Genomic DNA, 20,683 nt, shown 5'->3' with positions numbered 1-20,683 from the left:
TGATCAACAGAACAGTTGTTGGTACTTAAATTCGGCTCCGGCTGGCTGTTAGTGCGATACGCGTGAAACTCCTCCTCCCCCGAGAATTCTTACCCGTTCACCGGGCTTGAATTCCTCATCTGCCGCCTGGGTAATTGACACCATCGAGCCATTATCCAGTTTGATGGTAATTTCGAGTCCCTTCTGACTTGTTACGCCCTGCTCCAGAGCCTGTCCCAGAAGCCCGCCGCCAAGCGCGCCGAGAACGGCCAGAATGGCGCCAAGTCTGTCGTTGGCCGCGGTGCTGCCCCCGATACCGCCCGCTACACCGCCTGCGATCGCGCCGATGCCGCTACGCGTGCCTTCGATCTTTACTTCACGAACGCTCTCCACCACGCCGGTGCGTACACTTTGTTCTTGCCGAGCCTGGCCGCGCGAATAATCACTCCCCGACAAGCCCGACGCACAACCGCTTAAAACGGCTACGGATAAGTATATCAACGCCACCGCGGAAATATTCATCCGCATCATCTCGCTCTCTTTATAGAATGCGATTGCCGAAAATCTCAAAATATCGTTGATCAATCTCATCCCGGCTGAAACTGTGATTCTGCCCGCCGCGCTGGGCGATTTTCAGAGCCCCCATAAGCGAGGCAAGCTGCCCAGTGCTCTGCCAATCCATTTCATTGGTGAGACCGTAAAGTAGTCCCGCGCGGTAAGCATCGCCACAGCCAGTCGGATCGATCAGCCTCTCCGGTTTAACGCTCGGGATCACAATTTGTTGACCATCGGCATAAATTATCGACCCTTCCGAACCTTTTGTGACTATCAAACCTTTGACGAGTTTCGCCAACGATTCCAGCGGACATCCGGTACGCTCATGCAGTAATTGGCCTTCGTAGTCATTGACGGCGACGTAATCAGCCTTGCCGATAAAGTCCAACAGCTCTTCGCCATTGAACATGGGCAGTCCTTGCCCGGGATCAAACATGAACGGAATACCTGCTTCATGAAACTCCCGGGCATGCTGTACCATGCCATCACGCCCGTCTGGAGCAATAATGCCGAGGCTTACGTTTTTCGCATCACTTACATGGTTCTCATGCGAAAAATTCATTGCACCGGGATGGAACGCGGTGATCTGGTTATCCGCCAGATCAGTGGTGATGAACGCTTGTGCGGTGAATGTACCATCTACGTGGCGGAGATGAGTTTGCGTCAGCTCCAGACTGCTCAAGCGACCGGCATAGGGCTGATGATCATCGCCCACTGTAGCCATGATAAGCGGATTGCCACCGATCATTTGCAGATTATAGGCAATATTTCCGGCGCAGCCGCCGAATTCCCGGCGCATATCCGGAACCAGAAAAGCGACATTCAGAATGTGAATCTTTTCCGGCAGGATATGATTCTTGAAATGGTCGTTGAACACCATGATGGTGTCGTAGGCCATGGAACCGCAAATGAGTGTATGCATATGCCCGGCGTGTTAGAGGAGACTGTCTTTCGGCGTCCGTTTAAATCAGACCGGCGTTCAAGGTTGTTTCCAGGCTAAATCCAGTTCCCTCGCAGCTTTTACATCATCCAGCTTGCGCACCGGTGTGTTGTAGGGTGCACCCTTTACCATTTCCGGTTGAGTGTAGGCTTCTTCCAGGATCTCCTTCATGGACACGACAAACGCATCGAGCGTTTCCTTGGATTCGGTTTCAGCAGGCTCGATCAGCAGGCATTCCGGCACCAGTAGCGGAAAATAGGTGGTAGGCGCGTGATAACCCTTGTCCAGCAGCCGTTTGGCTACGTTCATTGCAGTGACACCGGTTTTTTCCTTCAGCTCTTTTAGCGTGACGATAAATTCATGGCTGGCGCGGCGGGTCGGGTAGGCGATTTCAAAACCCGCTTTGCTCAATTCCGCCATCAGATAATTGGCATTGAGCGCGGCGAAATCAGCCACGCGGTGCATGCCTTCCGCCCCTAGCAGACGGACATAGACATACGCTCGCAGCAGCACGCCCGCATTGCCCATATGTGCCGAAAGTCTGCCGATGGATTGAGGTATTTCCTTTTCCGTTAGCCAGCGATAGACACCGTTTTCAGATGCCACTATCGGTACGGGCATGAATGGCAATAAACGTTGGGCAACACCCACAGGCGCTGAACCTGGCCCTCCGCCGCCATGGGGGGTTGAGAAAGTTTTGTGCAGATTGATGTGAATGACGTCAAAACCCATGTCACCGGGCTTTACCTTGCCAAGTATCGCATTAAGATTGGCACCGTCATAGTAGAGCAATCCGCCCGCCTGGTGGACGATTTTGCTCATCTCGGCCACATTCTTTTCAAATACGCCGAGCGTGGAAGGATTGGTCAGCATCAATCCGGCAGTTTTCGGACCCACAGCTGCCTTGAGCGCGTCCATATCCACGTCGCCTTCCTTATCCGTGGCAATCTCCACCACCTTGTAGCCGCACATGACCGCTGTGGCGGGGTTGGTACCATGGGCGGCATCGGGAACAATGATTTCGGTACGGGCAGAGTCTCCGCGCGCTTCATGATAGGCGCGTATCATCGCTATGCCGATTAATTCACCCTGCGCACCGGCCATCGGTGTGAGGCTTACACCCGCCATGCCGGTTACATCTTTCAAGATTTCCTGCAACTCATACATGCATGCAAGGAATCCCTGCCCGGTACTTTCAGGTGCCCTCGGATGCCGCGCCAGAAATTGCGGCAGCATGGCCAGGGAATTGCATGCCCGCGGGTTGTACTTCATCGTGCAGGAACCAAGCGGATAAAACTGCGTATCTATCGAGAAATTCTTTTGCGACAGTCGCGTGTAATGACGCACCGCATCCATTTCAGATACTTCCGGCAGCAGCAGCGGCACTTTACGCAATAAGCTCTGGGGAATACTATCTGTTTTCGCTGCCGTCGCGGGGGATTGCGAATAATTGCGCCGGCCGGGGCGCGCGTGTTCGAATATCAACATGGGTATAATCCGAGTCCTGCAATAAGTATTTGTTTATAGGGTATCTCTGGTTGCCGGATTTATTTCAAAGCCGCCAGAGCTGCATCGTAATTGGGCTCGTCCTTAATTTCCGGCACCAGTTCAGCGTGAATTACGTTGTCGTTTTCATCCAGTACCACAACGGCACGGGCGGTAATGCCAGCCAGCGGACTGTCGGTAATGGCAACGCCATAATTCTTCATGAATTCCGCCCCCCGCATGGTGGACAATACCACCACTTTGTCCAACCCTTCGGTATCAGTGAAACGGCTCATTGCAAAAGGCAAGTCAGCGGCGATTATCAGCACCGCGGTATTTTCCATGTTGCTGGCCTTCTCATTAAACTTGCGGGTAGAGATGGCACAGACGGGGGTATCCAAACTGGGAACAATGTTAAGTACTTTTTTCTTGCCGGCAAAGTCGGCCAGCGTGACATCCTTCAAATCCTTGTTAACCAGCGAAAATGCCGGTGCTTTTTCGCCTGTTTTGGGAAAGGTTCCTTCAATTTTGATGGGATTGCCTGCAAGCGTAACCATGCTGTTCTCCTTAAGTTAAGAATGATTCAATTGAGGATAGCCAGGAATCGACGAGGAACCTGTTATAGCTTGTCAATTGCCTTGCCTAAATACCCTGCGTAATTTTCCAGATCCGCCGGCGTTTTGGTTTCGGTGGCGCATACCAGTATTGCGTTGCCAAGCTCTGGATAAAAATCTTTTAGACTCAGTCCCCCCAATATCTGCTGATTTTTGAGCGTCCGCAATAACTCATCAACCGGTCCCGGTAGCGAAATCACCGTTTCATGAAACAATGATCCATTGAAAATTCTCTTTACGCCTTTCAGGGCTTCCAGTTTTTCCAGCAGAACCAAGGTGTTTGCATGAGACTGAGCGGCAATCCGCCGCAACCCTTCCGGACCCGTCAGCGCCATATAAATGGTGGCGGCGGTGACCATCAATCCTTGGTTAGTACAGATGTTGGAAGTGGCCTTGGAGCGTCGAATATGCTGCTCACGTGCCTGTAGCGTGAGAACAAAGCCAGGCTTGCCATCCTGATCTGTAGTTTGGCCGATGATACGCCCGGGCATCTGACGCACCAGTGCCTGCTTGCAGGCCATGAAACCGAAGTAGGGCCCACCGCTCGAAAGGGGAATTCCCAATGGCTGCCCTTCACCCACCGCTACATCTGCACCTTTCGCCCCCCATTCGCCGGGTGGGTTAAGCAATGCCAGCGCAATGGGGTTGACCACGCCGATCGCAAGCGCATTCTTGCTATGCGCCCAATCGGTGAGGGCATCAACCTGTTCGAGCACACCGAAGAAGTTGGGCTGGGGAATAACCAACGCCGCAAATTCCTCCTTGTCGAACGCATTCAGAGATTCGGGCAAGGTCTGGCCAGACTCTTTGCAATAAGGGATTTCAACCACGTCAATACCCTGATTTTTGACGATCGCGCGTACCACGCTACGGTAGATGGGATGCACCGTTGCGGGCATCAGAATACGGCGTGAGGATTTATGCGAGCGTACCGCCATCAATGCCGCTTCAGCCAGTGCGGAAGCGCCATCGTACATACTTGCATTGGAGACATCCATTCCGGTCAGCGACGCCATCATGGTCTGATACTCGTAGAGCAATTGCAGCGTGCCTTGACTCGCTTCCGCCTGATAGGGGGTGTATGAGGAATAGAATTCGCCGCGAGTGGTTATTTGCCATACTGCTGCCGGAATATGGTGCTCATAGGCACCTGCACCGATAAAACTGAGATAACGCCCATCCGCTTCGGCCCGTTCCAGCATCAATCGCGAAATTTCCATTTCGCTCAAACCGGGAGGCACTCGTTTCAAGCTGCCGCCCTTCAGGGCGGGAGGGATTTCATCGAACAAATCATCAATGGTTTTTGCGCCAATGCTTGCAAGCATCGCTTGTATATCTTCTTCAGTGTGGGGAATGAACGGCATGGTTTGTTCCGTGAATCATGGGTATGAAAGTTGAAAAGGAGAAGTGAAAGACAAGCCGGAAAATATTATCCCAGCTTTAATTTTCGCAGGTCCATGGCTTTATTAATCTTCCTCGCTCTCAAGTATTTTCTGATAGCCTGCGGCATCGAGAAGATTGTTCAGATCCGCGGTATTCACTGGCTTTAGCTTAAAGAGCCATGCTGCGTAGGCATCCTGATTGATTTTTTCCGGGGCCGGCTCAAGATCAGGATTAACCGCGGTGACTTCTCCCGCGATGGGCGTATACACGTCGGCCGCAGCCTTGACTGACTCCACTACGGCGCATTCCTCTCCCTGCTTGAGTTTACGCCCGACGTCCGGCGTCTCTACGAATACCATGTCGCCCAGTAACTCTTGAGCATGCTGAGTAATGCCGATTGTCACTGTCCCGTCGTCTTCAAGCCTGACCCATTCATGGGATTTAGTGTATTTCAGATCGTTTGGAATAATCATGTTTTTGCTCCAGAATTAAATGATATCGCTTTTCCGTTCTAATCAAATCAAGCTCTTGCCGTTTCGCACGAAAGGATGCTTCACCACTTTCGCTCGCAGCATTTTGTCCCGCACCAACACCTGTACTTCATCTCCCGCGGATACCTGTAACGGCAAGCGCGCCAGGGCGATAGACTGATTAAGCGAGGGAGAAAACCCGCCGCTGGTTATCTCACCGTCGCCTTCGTTGTCGCTATATTGCGTAGCAACCTTCTGGTGGCTGCGCAGCACACCCCGCTCCAGTAAAATCAAACCAATCAATTGTTGCTTAACGGGTTTTTCCAGTAGTGCCGGCTTGCCAATAAAATCCCGATCACTTTTTAGATCAACCGTCCAGCCTAATCCAGATTCCAATGGGTTGGACGTCTCATCCATATCCTGACCGTAAAGATTCATTCCAGCCTCAAGCCGTAAAGTGTCACGCGCACCGAGCCCCGCTGGCGCTACGCCCGCGGCATGGAGAGCGTGCCAGAATTCCGCAGCATCCTTCGAGGGAAGCATGATTTCAAAGCCGTCCTCCCCGGTATAGCCGGTACGGGCGATGAAATATTTATCATACGTTGCCGCTTGAAACAACTTCAAGCCCTCTGTCTCAGCCTGGGCACCGGGAATGACCTGCCAAACCCTGGCGCGTGCATTAGGTCCTTGCACCGCAATCATGGCTAGATCACGGCGGGGAATGATTTCCAGTCCGGGTGCGGTTTCATCGCGTTGCGCCTGCATCCACGCCATGTCCTTGTCAGCGGTACCCGCGTTGACTACCATGCGAAAATGCGATTCCGTCAAAAAATAGATGATCAGATCATCTATTACGCCCCCTTGGGGATTGAGCATGCACGTATAAAGTGCTTTCCCCGGCTGCGTCAGTTTATCCACGTTGTTGGCGACCAGCCGCCGCAAAAAACTACGCGCTGATTCGCCCTTGATATCTACCGCCAACATATGCGATACGTCGAACATGCCGGCGTCACTACGCACCTTGTGATGCTCATCCAGCTGGGAGCCGTAATGCAGGGGCATATCCCAACCGCCGAAATCGACCATTTTGGCCTTCATCTCGCGGTGGGTTTGATTAAGAGAGGTTGTTTTCACGAATGGATGTCCCAAAAATAAAAAAGGCGAAGTCACATTATATGACCTCACCCCTCTGTCCTTTTTACCTGAGAGATTACGGAATCCCTGTCCGTGTGCCCCTTCGGTGGCCGGCATTCAATGCTGGCACTCTCCAGATTGCTTGTCGCAAGCGGTTCTAAAGATCAAGATCGATCTGATCTACGCCTGAGCGATTCCGGGGGGTTGCGCCTTCGGCGGCGACGATGAAACCGGCGCGCTCTTCCGCTTGGATATAAATAGCAGACTCGCACTATACTCCAGCAACGGGGATCAAGACAAGGTAAATAGTATGTTGAAAGTGCTTTTTCCGCGATTGGAATCAGGAAGCTTTACATTTATAGTGATATCTTATTCCAGGCCAGCGAAACTTGGAGCCGTGCTTTTCTGCTGCTCAGAAGGGTTGGAGCAGGATCGTACCGCGCGTCTTGCATGGCGATGCAGCTTCGATAAAGGTTACAGTATGCGAACATACCGGCGGATTCCTGACCACAAGAGATGATAATCCTGGATCCGGTGATTGGCCGCTCATTTTTCATGATTCAGTGGCGCTATGATATACAAACACTATTTGGACCATTTAACTTGCTCTGTACCCCAAAAACTGCACACTTCACCCCCCGTCCAACTATCGGATTTAGGTTTAACGTCCACCTTTTGTCGAGCTCGCTACAACTACCGGATTTAGGATAATGTATCTTGGCCATTTTGGACTTTCTAAACAGCCATTTGCCCATACAATAATCACCGATTGCTTTTACGAGGGAGGTGATAGAGGCGCAACCCTGGACGCGCTCATCTATATGTTGACCCATGGTGAGGGGGTCGAGGGCATTATCCAGCTCACTGGAGAAGAGGGCAGTGGAAAAACCGCCTTATGTCAGGTACTGATGACACGGTTGCCCGCCGGGATGAAAACTATTTATCTGGGCGGGCAGAATTTGTCACGAGATGAGCTTTTTCACGCAATTGCCGACGAATTAAGGTTTGAGCTTGCTGAAAGCGCGATGATCGAAGCACGCACCATCGTCGCGATATGTGACCTGCAAAATGCGTTGATCGAGAAATACGATGGCAAACAAGTGGTGTTGCTGGTGGATGAAGCCCACACCATGTCGGCGGAGACACTGGAAGCCTTACGATTACTTTACGAGCTTGAATCATCTCACCACAAATTGCTGCAAATTGTTCTGTTTGGCCAGCCCGAACTGAAGCATACGCTCGCTTTGCCACCTATGCGTCAGTTGAAGAATCGCATCACGCATCATTTAATGATGCAGCCACTCGACGCTAAAGCAGTGAATGGCTATCTCATGTTCCGCATGCGCGCTGCTGGCCATCGCGGTCCGGATATTTTTACTCCTGAAGCGGTAAGATTAATTGCCGCCGCTTCCGGTGGACTCATTCAACGGATAAACATTCTTGCCGATAAATCTCTGCTCGCGGCGTTTGCCGCCCATACTCGTGGCATAGAAGCCCCTCATGCCAGAACGGCTATTAACGATTCCGGAATCAAGCGCCGCCATTTGCCGAATCTCCGCATAGCGGGTGCGGGCGCCATACTCGCCGTGGTAATGCTGGCGGTACTGGGTTGGCAGGCCCAGCTTTTTACGCCAACGAACGTTACCTCCACTGTTGCTTCGGTATCCGCTGAGGCGACAGCACCCGTTCCGCTCTCGACCCCACTATCTCCACCGGCGGTTGCACTAGCCACTCCCAGTGTCTCTCCGGCAGCCTCAGCACCGGTATCCGTATCTCCCGTACTCTCCGCCCCGCCTGTGCTTTCCGAGTCTTCCCCACCGCCCCGACCTTCTGCGCCACAAGGATTATCTGCGACTGCGGCGGGAGCAATCGCGTCCACTCAGGGTGGGTCAGTTCCCACAACCGAACAACACGTAACCGCCAAGCTGGATTTTGGCGGAGTCAAGTTGGCGGGGCATAAGTTGTTAGAACAGCGAATCGAGGCCACCAAGCAAATTATGGCCACGGTTGATAACAATTACTATACTATTCAATTATTTACAACTGAAAATGTGCGGCCTGACCGGATGGAGCGGTTTCTGACTCGTGCTCAGAGTCTAGTCAATTTATCTGATCTTTTTATACATCCGGTCACCAGCGACGGCGTGGCCAGATTCAGGGTTTCGTACGGAATTTATGTCAACCGCGACCAAGCCAGTGTGGCGGAGACCGAGCTTCCACAAAAATACAAAACTGATTTCCAAACGGAGCTGTATACAATGGGCGAACTACGCTAGGGTCTGTTAACAGGCCCTGGTCTCTGAACCCATACACGATTTCCAATATTCACGGGTTCCGCCAACACGTGATGCTACAATGTAAACTTTCAGTAAACATCATATTTATTCCATGCTGAAGCCTATCTTGCCGCTGTTCCGGGCGAGCCCGATTCTGGATCGGAAAATCGTCAAAACCTGTCCTCATCCCATTGTTTTCTGGCTTCGATCTTCACGTCCGGCAGCTTGCTGGAGCCATACAAAAATAACTCATCGACCCCCGATATTTAAGTTGTGATCAGCAATAATAAATGAAACTCGCCTTCATTCTAGACCAACTGGATTCCATCAGGCCTTATAAGGATTCAAGCTTTGCCATGATGCGTGAAGCAGCCTCCCGCGGTCATCAGCTATTTAGTATGCAGCAGGGGGATTTGGTATGCAGGAGCGGCGAGACAGTTGGACTTGCGCGCGCACTGGAACTAACAGCTCAGGCAGACGGGCATCATTGGTATCGGACAGAGGAACCGGAGGAAACGCCATTGCAAGAATTTAGCGTGGTGTTGATGCGCAAGGACCCTCCATTTGATATGGAGTATGTCTACAGTACCTACCTGCTGGAACTGGCGGAGAAGCGGGGCGCTCGTGTCGTTAATAGCCCGCGAGCGGTGCGGGATCATAACGAGAAGCTCGCCATAGCGAAGTTTCCGCAATTTACTGCTCCGACTTTGGTGACAAGACAGGAATATTTGATTCGCGATTTCCTTGCTGAATATGGCGATATCGTGCTGAAACCGCTTGACGGCATGGGTGGGGCCAGCGTGTTTCGAATTCATAGCGCTGATCATAATATCAGCGTGATTCTGGAAACGCTTACGCATTATGGTACGCGTACGATTATGGCGCAGCGCTACATCCCCGAAATCACGCAAGGTGATAAACGTATTCTGCTGATAGCTGGAGAGCCTGTGCCTTACGCGCTTGCGCGCATCCCGAAGGCGGGTGAATCGCGCGGCAATCTTAACGTGGGCGGTACCGGCGTGGCGCAGCCGCTCACCCGGCGCGACCGTGAAATCGCTAAAGCGCTGGGTCCCGCGTTATATGATAAGGGCTTGATGTTGGCGGGGTTGGACGTGATCGGCAATTATCTCACCGAAATTAATGTTACGAGCCCAACCTGCATGCGGGAGATCGCTGAGCAGACAGGTTTCAACGCCGCTGGAATGATGATGGACGCACTTGAGAAGATGCTTAATTAATGTATTCGTCCTTTGATATAAAGTGGCGGAACCGAACATGATCGGAATTCTGGTTATTTCTCATGGCAATCTGGGTGACAGTCTTATCCATTGCGCCAACCATGTCATGGGGGAGAAGTCGCCGCATTTGACGTATCTAAGTATTACCAACAGAGACGATCCCGATGCTGTTATGCCTAAAGCGCTGGAATTGATCAAACAGGTCGATTGTGGTGATGGTGTGCTTGTATTGAGTGATATTTGCGGAGCAACACCCTGCAATATCGCCACTCGGCTGGTGAGCCCCGGCAGGGTGGAATGTCTTGCCGGCGTCAATCTGCCCATGCTGGTGAGAGCACTCACTTATCGTAACGAACCGCTGGCAGTAGTTGGGGATAAGGCGCTGACCGGTGGCAGGGAAGGTGTCATGCGCATCGAATCGAGGCCGCAAAATGCAATGTAGAGAGATTGAAATCATCAACAAACTGGGCTTGCATGCGCGTGCTTCCGCCAGATTAACCCAGTTGGCCAGTAAATTTAGGTGTGAGGTATGGCTATCGCGAAACGATCGTAGAGTGAATGCAAAAAGTATCATGGGCGTGATGATGCTGGCCGCAAGCAAGGGAGTTATTTTGAGTATCGAAACGAACGGTACGGATGAAACCGAAGCCATGCAGGCGCTGGTAAACCTGATCGAGGATTATTTCGGAGAGAATGAATGAGCTTTGCGTTGCATGGTGTGGGCGTTTCCGGCGGCATTGCCATAGGCCACGCTTATCTTGCTTCCCATGCCGCGCTGGAGGTGGCACACCACATTGTGCCGCGGGATCAGGTCAACAATGAAATATCCCGGCTCGACACTGCCTTCACAGCGGTTCGCGAGGAGCTTGAAGTCCTGCATACTTCTGTTGTCGATGGTCCTGCGGCGGCGGAATATGGCGCATTCCTTGATTTGCACCGGATGATTCTGGACGATCCCACGCTTTCCACCGCGGCCAAAACTTACATCGCCCAGAATCAGTGCAATGCCGAATGGGCGATTACTCAACAGATGGACGTATTGATGGCGCAGTTTGAGGAGATTGAAGATCCTTATCTGCGCGAGCGCAAAACCGATGTGATTCAAGTAGTGGAGCGCGTGCTGAAAGTCTTGCTCGGGCATCCAGGTTATGTGCCCAGTTCGCTAAAGCGCGATGGCGATAGCATTCTGGTTGCCCATGATTTAAGTCCCGCCGATGTCATTCAATATAAGCAGCACCGGTTTAGCGCGTTTCTTACTGATTTGGGCGGCTTGACTTCCCACACTGCTATCGTTGCGCGCAGTCTCAATATTCCTTCTATCGTGGCGCTGCATCAAGCTCGCCGCCTGATCCGCGATAATGACATCCTGATTGTGGACGGTAATCAGGGTGTCGTAATTGTTGATCCTGACAAGCATGTGCTGTCGGAATACCGGTTGCGCCAGAGCCAGTTTGAGCTGGAAAAGCAGAAGCTCAAACGCATCAAAACAACCGCTGCCACGACGCTTGATGGCACTATAGTAGAGCTGCACGCCAATATCGAACTACCCCAGGATATCGAACAGGTCAAAGAAAACGGTGCCACCGGCATCGGCTTGTTTCGCAGCGAATTTTTATTTCTCAACCGCGACAGTCTGCCTGACGAGGAAGAACAATTCGAAGCCTATCGTACTGTGGCGCGAAAAATGCGAGGTCTGCCGGTGACGATTCGTACATTCGATCTGGGCGCCGACAAGAACCTTGATAGTGCCAAGCGCGTGGCAGCCAACCCGGCACTCGGATTGCGCGCCATCCGCCTGTGCCTGGCCGAACCACAAATGTTCCATACGCAATTGCGAGCGATTTTGCGCGCTTCGCGTTATGGCCAGATTCGTATTCTGGTGCCGATGCTCTCCAGTATTACCGAAATTACGCAGACATTGCACCTGATTGAAAACGCCAAGCAAAGCTTGCGCCAGGAAAAGATTTTATTCGACGAGAAAATTCAGGTAGGTGGCATGATTGAGGTGCCCGCCGCAGCGCTGTGTCTCGATATTTTTATGCGCAAACTGGATTTTCTGTCCATCGGCACCAATGATTTGATTCAGTATACGCTTGCCATAGACCGCGCCGACGATTCGGTGGCGCACCTCTATGATTCCCTGCATCCGGCAGTGCTGCGACTGGTTGCACATATCATTCGCAGTGCCAACCGAACCGGCGTGCCCGTGACGGTTTGTGGTGAGCTAGCGGGAGATATATTATTTACCCGGTTGCTGCTGGGCTTCGGGCTACGGCTTTTTTCCATGCACCCGGCACAACTATTGACTGTGAAGCGAGAAGTGTTAAGGAGCAGTCTGTCTGATATCATCCCGCTCACGCAGAAGATACTCAAAGCTGATGATCCGGCAAAAATTCAAGCATTATTGGTGAAATTGAATAGCTGATTGATGTGAGCTCCCGGAAAGCAGATCCCGGGTGAACTTGTTTGCCAACTTATTCTCCAATTGAGTGCCAAGCAGTGGTGGAAGAGAACGTGGCGCGGCATGATATCGGGATGAATGAGTATTTTTCTTCGAGCAACGAGGTATAGAAATGGAGAGCGGAGGCAACCATTCCGCCCAGGCTAGCGTGTGCGCAAGGATTATTAACGATGTATTTAATTACAATGACTGATCATGGATTGCGCGAATGCCAGCTGTCGATGCGACTGAACCTTGGAGATAGTCAAAGTCACTGGTTATTTTCCTGGCATTCTTGCGAAGTGCGATCTGTTTCGGCACGCCGCGACGCATAAACGTTTTTTTTCATGAACGAACTTTCCGATGCAAGATTCCAGTTCGATTGACATTGTCGCGCCGCAACGTGCACGCTTCGATACACCGCTATATTTAAAGAGCGGTGCCGTGCTTGAAGACTACGAGCTGGTATACGAGACTTATGGCGATCTTAATGCGGCCAGATCCAACGCGGTGCTGGTGTGTCACGCGCTTTCCGGCAATCATCATTTAGCCGGCTGTTACGCGGACAGCCCCAAAAACGTTGGCTGGTGGAGCAACATGATCGGTCCTGGCAAGTCTATTGATACGCGCAAGTTTTTTGTGGTGGGCGTGAATAACCTGGGTGGCTGTCATGGCTCCACCGGGCCGGCCAGCATCAATTCAAAGACCGGAAAATGTTATGGCCCGGATTTTCCGGTGGTGACGGTGGAAGATTGGGTGCAAACCCAGGTAAGACTGGCAGACCACCTTGGCATCGATCAGTTCGCCGCAGTGGCGGGTGGTAGCCTTGGCGGGATGCAGGCGTTGCAGTGGACCCTCGATTTTCCGGAAAGGGTGCGGCATGCGCTGGTGATCGCCGCCGCCGCCAAGCTGACTGCGCAGAACATCGCATTCAACGATGTGGCGCGTCAGGCAATCATTACCGACCCGGATTTCCACGGCGGAGACTATTATTCGCATAGCACGGTGCCGCGGCGCGGTTTAAGGCTTGCCCGCATGTTGGGGCACATCACCTATTTATCGGATGACGCGATGGCCGCGAAGTTCGGACGGGAGTTGCGTAACGGAGCCCTTGCATTCGGTTTCGACGTGGAGTTCGAGATTGAGTCATACCTGCGCTACCAGGGGGATAAGTTCGCCGATCAATTCGATGCCAATACCTATCTGCTGATGACCAAGGCGCTCGACTATTTTGACCCCGCGTACCTGCACAACAACGATTTGAGCGCGGCATTCCGCGCTGCCAAGGCAAAGTTTCTGGTGTTGTCATTTACCACGGATTGGCGTTTTTCGCCCGAGCGCTCGCGTGCCATTGTCAGAGCATTGCTGGATAATGAACTCAACGTGAGCTATGCGGAAATCACTTCCAGTCATGGCCATGACTCTTTCTTGATGGAAGATCGTCATTATCACAGGCTGATGCGGGCTTATATGGACAACATTGTCATATAAGCTGGAGATCGTGGTCATGGATGTCCTTGAAGCTTGTATCTGCAAGCAACCGCTTCGCGGATTGCTGGGACAGTTCACCGCGATGATTGGTGGGCAAATGAGCTCTCCGGGGTGCTTGAGGTATCAGAGAAGCTTCCATGAGTAACGCGCGCGCAGCTCGCCAGATGTTACGCGCCCACCGCTACGGGGCCTTGAGCACCTTGTCGGAAAAATTCAATGGCCATCCGTTCGGTTCGATTATGTTCTATCTGGTGGATCACGACGGCAGCCTGCTTATCCTGATTAGCACACTTGCCGAACATACCAAAAATATCCGGCATGATGCCCGCGTAAGCCTTATTACGCACAACCAGAATGATTTAAACATCCAGTCGCAAGGGCGCGTCACCGTGGTGGGGGTGGCGCAACCAGCGGAGAACGATCCCCGTATTGCTGTGCGCTATCTGCGCCATTTTCCGGAAGCAGAAAGCTATCTCGCCATGAGCGATTTTTCTTTCTACCGCATATTGCCGCGGACACTGCGTTACATTGGCGGCTTCGGCAAAATTCATTGGGTCTCGGCGATCAGTTATTTGGTACCCCCCTATCCACTGATCGCGCAGGAGGACGACGTCATTGCACACATGAATGTAGATCATCGCGATACTTTGCGCCGCTATTGTGAACATTTCCACCAATGCGAGGCGGTGGATGTCGAAATGCTGGGGATCGATTGCGATGGTTTCGACGTATGCGCCGATGGTGGAAATTTGCGTTTCGATTTTGAGGAGATGGTACTCGACGCACAACAGGCGCGGTATGCCTTAGTCGAAATGGCGAAAAGAACAAGATAATTTTAATTTCATTTCATCGGGCATATACTATCCTGTTTGCCTTGCATTCCCTCTGGGATGCCGTTGCTTTTCGATGAAGACTGCCATGATTACCAGCGGGCGACAAGTCCCGCAAATACTGAAGACGTGACTAACCTTACTATCCCATCCACCGCCACCAGGCCCGATTTCGCTGCCATTGCCACATGGGTGAAACCGGGTGCGAAGGTGCTCGATTTAGGCTGTGGCGACGGTTCGCTGCTATGTTTCTTGCGCGATATGCGCAATATTCGTGGCTATGGCGTGGAAATAGACGACGACAATGTCCTGGCTTGTTTCAATAACGGGGTCAATGTAATCCAGAGTGATCTGGAATCGGGATTGCTAAGTTTCGAATCAGGATCGTTCGATTACGTGGTTCTCTCGCAAACGTTGCAGGCGGTAAAACACACCGAGGGAATCATTAAGGAAATGCTGCGGGTAAGCAAAGAGGGGATCGTATCGTTCCCCAATTTTGGTTACTGGAAAAACCGGCTACAGGTTATGTCCGGTCACATGCCTATTTCGGAAACGCTACCCTATCAGTGGTTCGATACGCCTAACATTCACAATTGTACACTCGGTGATTTTGAAGAATTCTGCAGCCAGCATGGCGCACGTATTCTCGAGCGCAGGGTAATGAGTGGGGATCATCAAATTACGTTTCTGCCCAATTTACTGGGAACATTGGCATTTTATCGATTTGAACAACAAAAATAATCATCAACATCACTTGATATGCGGCGGGGAATCCATTGTCTTAAATCTTGCCTGCCCCGCCAGCCAGACTAATACCAATACCGGAAGGCCAAGCAACGCCGTGCCAGTAAAAAAACTGGCGTAACCGTAAGCATCGACGAATTCACCACTGAATCCAGCGATGAATTTTGGCAATAACAGCATTACCGAACTGAACAGCGCATACTGCGTGGCGGAGTAGGCGGAATTAGTCAGGCCGGAAAGATAGGCTATAAAAGCGGACGAGGCGATGCCGCCAGACAGGTTATCGGCGGAGATGGTGAATATAAGCCCGGTTACGTCGTGCCCGCGTCCGCTCAGCCAGACAAACAGCAAATTGGTTGCTGCTGATAATACTGCTCCCAGAAACAATGTACGCATGACGCCGATTTTTGCCGTGAGTACCCCGCCGATGGCCGCGCCCGCAATCGTCATGATAACTCCATAAACCTTGGATATCGTTGCCACCTCATCCTTGGTGTAGCCCATATCCACATAAAAAGGATTGCTCATTACACCCATCACGACATCCGAGATGCGATAAAGCGCGATCAATGCCAGAATCACCAACGCCTGCCGGCCATGGCGCACAATAAAATCCCGGAAGGGTGCAATCATTGCTCCATACAGCCAGGCGAGCGTTTGCGCGAGTCGTGCATTCAGATTCCAGTGTGCAATGATCCCTCGGGCGTGGTTTTCATTTTCTTCGATAAGACGCGTAACAGGAACTTCCGGCTCGCGGATGATAAGCGTGGTGATAATACCCACACTCATGCATCCAGCCATCACCAGATAGGCGGTGCGCCAAGGCGCATAGTCGTAGGTGGCTTCCGAAGGATCTACCGCTGCCGCTATCCACAATACGCCAGCGGAAGCCAGGATCATGGCCACGCGATAACCCGCCTGATAGGTGGCGGCCATGGCGCCCTGGAGTCTCGGCGCTACGGCTTCGATTCGATAAGCATCCAGCGCGATATCCTGGGTGGCGGAAGCGAAAGCCACAGCAAGTGCAAAGAAAACCATATACGCCAAGTTCTCGATCGGGTCGGTACTCGCCATACCAGCCAGTGCGATGGTTATAACGATTTGCGATAGCAACAGCCAGGCACGCCGCCGGCCTAGAAGGCGGGTTAATAACGGCAATGACAAACGGTCCACCAACGGTGACCACAGCCATTTAAAACCATAAGCCAGGCCGATCCAGCTCAGGTGGCCGATGGTGGAGCGGTCGATGCCTGCTTCCCGTAACCAGAACGATAGGGTGCCCAGTACCAACAACAGCGGCAACCCGGCAGAAAAACCCAGTGACAGCATCCCCAATACCCGTGGATGGGTGTAAATGCGAAAAGCATGCAGCCAGCCGGATAAGGCAGTGGACATTATCCTAGATCCAGCATTCGAGCGAGATGGTGATACCGCAAGATGAGCGATCAGCCATCGGATGTCGAATCATATGTTGTAGTCATAGTCGATGGTAAGCGGGGAATGATCAGAGAAACGCTCCGCTTTGTAAATCGAAACTTCGGTCGCTTTGGCCGCGATCTCTGGCGTGGCGATCTGATAGTCAATGCGCCAGCCCACATTTTTGGCCCACGCCTGCCCGCGATTGGACCACCACGTGTATTGCTCAGGCTCAGTATTAATTCGCCGGAATACATCGACAAATTCGAGCTCATCGAAAACCCCGCTCAGCCAGGTGCGCTCTTCGGGCAGGAAGCCGGAGTTTTTCTGATTGGAACGCCAGTTCTTCAGATCGATTTCCTTGTGGGCAATATTCCAGTCGCCGCATAATATGATCTCCCTGCCGCAACCCGCCAGTTCTTTGAGCATGGGGAGAAATCGCTCAAGGAAAAAAAACTTGGCAGCTTGCCGGTGTTCGCCACTGGAGCCGGAAGGAAAATAGATCGATATCACAGTCAATGGGCCAAAGTCAGCTCGTAGAAAACGTCCCTCCGCATCAATTTCCGCAATGCCAAGACCCTCAATAATATTGTCTGGCTTGTGCCGGCTGTAAATACCCACCCCGCTGTACCCCTTCTTTTCAGCGCAGTGGAAATAACCATGGTAGCCATCAGGAGAGATCATTTCTCCGGTTATGTCGACTACATGAGCTTTCAGTTCCTGCACACATACGATATCCGCCTGCTGTGTTGGCAGCCACCGAAAGAACCCCTTGTTTGCGGCGGAGCGCACGCCATTAAGGTTAAGCGTTATAATTCTCACGTCTATTTTTCCAGTTTGTCATATAGTGATGCCCGATTTTCGTCAGGAATTCATTGAGTTTGCCGTTAGCCGCAATGTATTGTGCTTCGGCGAATTTAAAACCAAGGCAGGGAGAATGTCGCCGTATTTTTTTAATGCCGGGTTGTTCAATGACGGTGACTCTCTCAGGAAACTGGGGCAATTTTACGCCAAAGCCATTCTCGGTGCCCAGCTTCCGTTTGACATGCTATTTGGTCCCGCCTACAAGGGCATTCCGCTGGTTAGCGCTATTGTCATCGCGCTGGCCGAGAGCGGGCATAACTACCCTTTCTGTTTCAATCGTAAGGAAGTGAAAGACCATGGCGAAGGGGGAAACCTCGTTGGCGCCCCCCTTGCCGGGCGTGTGCTGATTGTGGATGATGTCATTTCCGCTGGTGTTTCAGTGCGTGAGTCTGTCAGCCATATTTGTGCTTCTGGCGCCATGCCTTGTGGGGTTATCATCGCGCTTGACCGGATGGAGCGCGGTAATGGAGGATTTTCTGCTACGCAGGAGGTTCATCACGCATATGGAATTCAGGTCGCCAGCATCGTTAATCTGGACGACATTGCAAATTATCTGCGGAACAGGAATCTGGGACACAATCTTCGTGCGATAGAAAGCTACCGTGCACAATACGGAGCTTCCTGATCCAGGAGAGACTATAGGCAGGTTTCGGTATCAGGGTCGTTTCACGCAGCGTCCGGGCAAACTTTTTTGATTCCGGCGAATGATCTTGAGTCCGGCAGTTTGACCCACCAATTCGTTAATCTAACGAGCCATCACTCACAGAGATTGTTTCGAAATCTGATTCTTGTCTTCCTGACGGGGTCCGTTTATGAGCTGGGTTTCACGGCTTTCGTAGCGCATGGTTGCATTGCAATGCTTTGGAATGGGATGTCCCAGAGCCTCACGAGGGGCCCCTCGCACGCGGGGTCTCGGCGAAGCGGGGATCACAAAGGGAATGCCCGATCACATTTCATGCCACCGGCATCCGCGGCGGGGTCACACCTTCCTGGGAAAGACGCTGTTCCGTGCGTTGCCAGGATGATTAATGTTAGTGCACCTGCTCCGGCGGCATGGTTGGCAGCGTAATTTCTCCTTTTGAGTCGAAGTACCGCCCGATGGCAAATCCCTGTCCGCCAAGGTGCCCACGCAACCGGTAATCGGCCTTGGTACGATCGCCGGTGGCAAACCCGTAGGCATGACGAATCATAGCCGTCCCAGGAACTGTTACCGGCACCGTGATTACCGTTTCCCCAAAGCGGGGTATCGTGCCCTGCTGATCGCTTACCCCACTTGCGAAGCTCATCCCACGCAAATCGAGATCGAGTCCGATGCCATCATAGTCAAGGGGCGTGCCATCATGATTCTGAATCCTGAGGTGTACCGCGAAACGTGCTTCCATACCCCTTCCCTCCAATGGTTCGATTCCGGCTACGGAGACGCGAAGCGGTTCATGCAGTCGGAGTGCCGCGCATCCGGATAAAATGAGGAGCAGCGTGGAAATGAGTAGTACGCAACGATTCATATCCTAAATCCAGTGGTTGGGCGGGCTCACCCAGAAAATGAGGGCTAAATAGCACAAAGCATCCTTAACAATCATAGCATCAGCCTAATAAATGAGTAACAACGGCCGGATTTGGAATTATGGCTTACCGGTTTGTGGAATCTGGAATCATAACTCGAATATTTTGGAATCGAAGGGCTTTCTCGCTTTTTTGTTTCGTATGGACCACGGGAGCATGAATCACCACATTGCTCTTCGGTCTGAAGTCACGGAAGACTGATAAATCCTGCCAAGCGCAACGGCGACTCGTAAAAAGAGATGTGCGAAACACGATGCTTTCACAAAGACAGTACACAAAAATAAGTTCGCAAGGAAAGCTTGGGGGAAGCTTGTCTCATACTTCCGGTTTGATGATACTATCCTAACCGAAGCTGGCTAGACAATCGCTGCCTGCTTTCAGTCATGAAAGACAGGGGGAGGAAAGTCCGGGCTCCATAGAGCAGGATGCCGGTTAATGGCCGGCCGCCGTGAGGTGAGGAACAGGGCCACAGAGACGAGCGTATTAAGTTACGGTGAAACGCGGTAACCTCCATCCGGAGCAAGACCAAATAGGCAGGCGATGATGCTGCTCGCTGAGCCTGCGGGTAGGTTGCTTGAACGTACGGGCAACCGTGCGTCTAGAGGAATGATTGTCCATGACAGAACCCGGCTTATCGGTCAGCTTCATTTTATTTCATATTCCAGATCAGTATCCCGTACAAAAAAACGCGGCTTCAACGTAACGTTGAAGCCGCGCCGGAAAGGCTGTTAACGGATTCTTGTTAGTGATCCATCGCCGGGGTTGAATTCTCATTCGGTTTCTTGAGCTGGATCATGAGATCGTCGTTCCATTTGCCCTCGACATTCATGTGTGCTGCGGCACCCAGCAATACGGCTTCCAGCAGGTTATGGCTGAGGTAGACATAGAGGCCAGGTTGCTTGAATTCATACAAGGCCACTCCGGTCCCGCCCCCTGGGACGAACCAGGTTTCCTGATTGGTCATGGGGGGATCGCTGAACTTGCCACCCTGCCATACCAGATCGCCATGGCCGCCGATCAAGTGCGGGCGGGAATCACGATTGGCTTGCGAGTGAATGAACAGTACTTTCTCTCCGACTTTGGCCTTGAGCGCATTGTCGCCCGTCAGCGCACCGACCGCGCCATTGAAGACGACATGGGTCGGGATCAGCCCTTTGCCAACTTCTAGCATCTCAGCCATGCCTTCGGCGGGCTGGGAATACACTTTGTACTTTCCGTCCTTGTCCTTAGGCAGGTACAGATCCTGTTCGCCTATGTAGTA

At 52.1% G+C, this 20,683-nt stretch carries 19 protein-coding genes, 1 other RNA gene, 1 pseudogene and 1 riboswitch; of the genes and pseudogenes, 10 read left to right on the top strand and 11 right to left on the bottom strand.

Annotated elements, in window-relative coordinates:
* Window positions 1-48: 48 nt before the first annotated feature.
* The 7 genes from BLO43_RS14895 to gcvT form a co-directional block, all read right to left on the bottom strand.
* Window positions 49-501 (bottom strand): outer membrane lipoprotein, encoded by a 453-nt coding sequence (locus BLO43_RS14895; RefSeq protein WP_090907762.1) that lies wholly within the window; start codon window positions 499-501, stop codon window positions 49-51.
* A gap of 19 nt (window positions 502-520) precedes the next feature.
* Window positions 521-1,456, bottom strand: coding sequence for a carbohydrate kinase family protein (locus BLO43_RS14890; RefSeq protein WP_090907742.1), 936 nt, complete (start codon window positions 1,454-1,456; stop codon window positions 521-523).
* 57 nt (window positions 1,457-1,513) lie between these two features.
* Window positions 1,514-2,962 carry an aminomethyl-transferring glycine dehydrogenase subunit GcvPB gene (gcvPB, locus tag BLO43_RS14885; protein WP_090907741.1) on the bottom strand — a complete coding sequence of 483 codons (1,449 nt, stop codon included), beginning with the start codon at window positions 2,960-2,962 and terminating at the stop codon, window positions 1,514-1,516.
* Between the two features lie 59 nt (window positions 2,963-3,021).
* Window positions 3,022-3,516, bottom strand: a complete 495-nt coding sequence (gene tpx / locus BLO43_RS14880) for a thiol peroxidase (protein WP_074630514.1) — start codon at window positions 3,514-3,516, stop codon at window positions 3,022-3,024.
* A gap of 62 nt (window positions 3,517-3,578) precedes the next feature.
* A complete protein-coding gene (gene gcvPA / locus BLO43_RS14875) occupies window positions 3,579-4,937 on the bottom strand; it encodes an aminomethyl-transferring glycine dehydrogenase subunit GcvPA (RefSeq protein WP_090907740.1) in 1,359 nt (452 codons plus the stop codon).
* Between the two features lie 102 nt (window positions 4,938-5,039).
* The gene (gene gcvH, locus BLO43_RS14870) at window positions 5,040-5,429 is read right to left on the bottom strand and encodes a glycine cleavage system protein GcvH (protein WP_090907739.1); all 390 of its coding nucleotides are present in this window, start codon (window positions 5,427-5,429) and stop codon (window positions 5,040-5,042) included.
* 42 nt (window positions 5,430-5,471) lie between these two features.
* Window positions 5,472-6,560, bottom strand: a complete 1,089-nt coding sequence (gene gcvT / locus BLO43_RS14865; RefSeq protein WP_090907761.1) for a glycine cleavage system aminomethyltransferase GcvT — start codon at window positions 6,558-6,560, stop codon at window positions 5,472-5,474.
* A gap of 45 nt (window positions 6,561-6,605) precedes the next feature.
* Window positions 6,606-6,707: riboswitch (glycine riboswitch) on the bottom strand.
* A 563-nt stretch (window positions 6,708-7,270) separates the two neighbouring features.
* On the opposite strand from gcvT, the gene BLO43_RS14860 reads away from it, so the two are divergent.
* The 8 genes from BLO43_RS14860 to metW all read left to right on the top strand — a co-directional run bounded on the left by BLO43_RS14860 (window position 7,271) and on the right by metW (window position 15,576).
* Window positions 7,271-8,836 carry an ExeA family protein gene (locus tag BLO43_RS14860; RefSeq protein WP_090907738.1) on the top strand — a complete coding sequence of 522 codons (1,566 nt, stop codon included), beginning with the start codon at window positions 7,271-7,273 and terminating at the stop codon, window positions 8,834-8,836.
* Window positions 8,837-9,126: 290 nt separating this feature from the next.
* Window positions 9,127-10,074, top strand: coding sequence for a glutathione synthase (gene gshB / locus BLO43_RS14855; protein ID WP_090907737.1), 948 nt, complete (start codon window positions 9,127-9,129; stop codon window positions 10,072-10,074).
* Between the two features lie 37 nt (window positions 10,075-10,111).
* Window positions 10,112-10,516: a PTS sugar transporter subunit IIA gene (locus BLO43_RS14850; protein WP_074630509.1), complete on the top strand. Its 405-nt coding sequence runs from the start codon at window positions 10,112-10,114 to the stop codon at window positions 10,514-10,516.
* On the top strand, window positions 10,506-10,775 hold the full coding sequence (locus BLO43_RS14845) for an HPr family phosphocarrier protein (RefSeq protein ID WP_074630508.1): 270 nt from the start codon (window positions 10,506-10,508) through the stop codon (window positions 10,773-10,775). The genes BLO43_RS14850 and BLO43_RS14845 overlap by 11 nt, the downstream gene beginning before the upstream one ends.
* Entirely contained in the window at window positions 10,772-12,499 is a 1,728-nt protein-coding gene (ptsP, locus tag BLO43_RS14840; protein ID WP_090907736.1) for a phosphoenolpyruvate--protein phosphotransferase, read from the top strand. Before BLO43_RS14845 ends, ptsP begins: the two co-directional genes overlap by 4 nt.
* A gap of 378 nt (window positions 12,500-12,877) precedes the next feature.
* The gene (locus tag BLO43_RS14835; RefSeq protein ID WP_074630506.1) at window positions 12,878-14,005 is read left to right on the top strand and encodes a homoserine O-succinyltransferase MetX; all 1,128 of its coding nucleotides are present in this window, start codon (window positions 12,878-12,880) and stop codon (window positions 14,003-14,005) included.
* A gap of 137 nt (window positions 14,006-14,142) precedes the next feature.
* Complete coding sequence (locus BLO43_RS14830) at window positions 14,143-14,838, top strand: HugZ family pyridoxamine 5'-phosphate oxidase (RefSeq protein WP_090907735.1); 696 nt, start codon at window positions 14,143-14,145, stop codon at window positions 14,836-14,838.
* Window positions 14,839-14,964: 126 nt separating this feature from the next.
* The gene (metW, locus tag BLO43_RS14825; RefSeq protein WP_090907760.1) at window positions 14,965-15,576 is read left to right on the top strand and encodes a methionine biosynthesis protein MetW; all 612 of its coding nucleotides are present in this window, start codon (window positions 14,965-14,967) and stop codon (window positions 15,574-15,576) included.
* Window positions 15,577-15,585: 9 nt separating this feature from the next.
* Here the strand turns inward: metW and BLO43_RS14820 are convergent, their stop codons facing one another.
* Together BLO43_RS14820 and BLO43_RS14815 are read right to left on the bottom strand one after the other, a co-directional pair.
* Complete coding sequence (locus tag BLO43_RS14820) at window positions 15,586-16,974, bottom strand: AmpG family muropeptide MFS transporter (RefSeq protein WP_090907734.1); 1,389 nt, start codon at window positions 16,972-16,974, stop codon at window positions 15,586-15,588.
* A 69-nt stretch (window positions 16,975-17,043) separates the two neighbouring features.
* Complete coding sequence (locus BLO43_RS14815; RefSeq protein WP_090907733.1) at window positions 17,044-17,817, bottom strand: exodeoxyribonuclease III; 774 nt, start codon at window positions 17,815-17,817, stop codon at window positions 17,044-17,046.
* Window positions 17,818-17,845: 28 nt separating this feature from the next.
* Between BLO43_RS14815 and pyrE the strand changes: the two genes are divergently transcribed.
* Window positions 17,846-18,484, top strand: coding sequence for an orotate phosphoribosyltransferase (pyrE, locus tag BLO43_RS14810; RefSeq protein ID WP_090907732.1), 639 nt, complete (start codon window positions 17,846-17,848; stop codon window positions 18,482-18,484).
* 406 nt (window positions 18,485-18,890) lie between these two features.
* On the opposite strand, the gene BLO43_RS14805 is transcribed toward pyrE, so the two are convergent.
* Window positions 18,891-19,364, bottom strand: a complete 474-nt coding sequence (locus tag BLO43_RS14805) for an LEA/WHy family protein (protein ID WP_090907731.1) — start codon at window positions 19,362-19,364, stop codon at window positions 18,891-18,893.
* 406 nt (window positions 19,365-19,770) lie between these two features.
* On the opposite strand from BLO43_RS14805, the gene rnpB reads away from it, so the two are divergent.
* Window positions 19,771-20,072, top strand: an RNA gene (gene rnpB / locus BLO43_RS14800) — RNase P RNA component class A.
* A 92-nt stretch (window positions 20,073-20,164) separates the two neighbouring features.
* Here rnpB and BLO43_RS14795 read toward each other — a convergent pair.
* Window positions 20,165-20,683, bottom strand: a pseudogene (locus BLO43_RS14795) (nitrite reductase, copper-containing); the annotation flags it as partial.

It is taken from the genome of Nitrosospira sp. Nsp13 (genome assembly GCF_900101945.1).
Taxonomy (GTDB): domain Bacteria; phylum Pseudomonadota; class Gammaproteobacteria; order Burkholderiales; family Nitrosomonadaceae; genus Nitrosospira; species Nitrosospira multiformis_D.
Note: the sequence above shows the minus strand (reverse complement) of the source record. Positions and strands in the feature narration are given on the sequence as shown.

Bases quoted from the DNA above. Each gene is read 5' to 3' on its own strand.
- BLO43_RS14895 (WP_090907762.1), bottom strand. From the start codon at position 501: ATGAATATTTCCGCGGTGGCGTTGATATACTTATCCGTAGCCGTTTTA.
- BLO43_RS14890 (WP_090907742.1), bottom strand. From the start codon at position 1,456: ATGCATACACTCATTTGCGGTTCCATGGCCTACGACACCATCATGGTG.
- gcvPB (WP_090907741.1), bottom strand. From the start codon at position 2,962: ATGTTGATATTCGAACACGCGCGCCCCGGCCGGCGCAATTATTCGCAA.
- tpx (WP_074630514.1), bottom strand. From the start codon at position 3,516: ATGGTTACGCTTGCAGGCAATCCCATCAAAATTGAAGGAACCTTTCCC.
- gcvPA (WP_090907740.1), bottom strand. From the start codon at position 4,937: ATGCCGTTCATTCCCCACACTGAAGAAGATATACAAGCGATGCTTGCA.
- gcvH (WP_090907739.1), bottom strand. From the start codon at position 5,429: ATGATTATTCCAAACGATCTGAAATACACTAAATCCCATGAATGGGTC.
- BLO43_RS14860 (WP_090907738.1), top strand. From the start codon at position 7,271: ATGTATCTTGGCCATTTTGGACTTTCTAAACAGCCATTTGCCCATACA.
- gshB (WP_090907737.1), top strand. From the start codon at position 9,127: ATGAAACTCGCCTTCATTCTAGACCAACTGGATTCCATCAGGCCTTAT.
- BLO43_RS14850 (WP_074630509.1), top strand. From the start codon at position 10,112: ATGATCGGAATTCTGGTTATTTCTCATGGCAATCTGGGTGACAGTCTT.
- BLO43_RS14845 (WP_074630508.1), top strand. From the start codon at position 10,506: ATGCAATGTAGAGAGATTGAAATCATCAACAAACTGGGCTTGCATGCG.
- ptsP (WP_090907736.1), top strand. From the start codon at position 10,772: ATGAGCTTTGCGTTGCATGGTGTGGGCGTTTCCGGCGGCATTGCCATA.
- BLO43_RS14835 (WP_074630506.1), top strand. From the start codon at position 12,878: ATGCAAGATTCCAGTTCGATTGACATTGTCGCGCCGCAACGTGCACGC.
- BLO43_RS14830 (WP_090907735.1), top strand. From the start codon at position 14,143: ATGAGTAACGCGCGCGCAGCTCGCCAGATGTTACGCGCCCACCGCTAC.
- BLO43_RS14820 (WP_090907734.1), bottom strand. From the start codon at position 16,974: ATGTCCACTGCCTTATCCGGCTGGCTGCATGCTTTTCGCATTTACACC.
- pyrE (WP_090907732.1), top strand. From the start codon at position 17,846: ATGCCCGATTTTCGTCAGGAATTCATTGAGTTTGCCGTTAGCCGCAAT.
- BLO43_RS14805 (WP_090907731.1), bottom strand. From the start codon at position 19,364: ATGAATCGTTGCGTACTACTCATTTCCACGCTGCTCCTCATTTTATCC.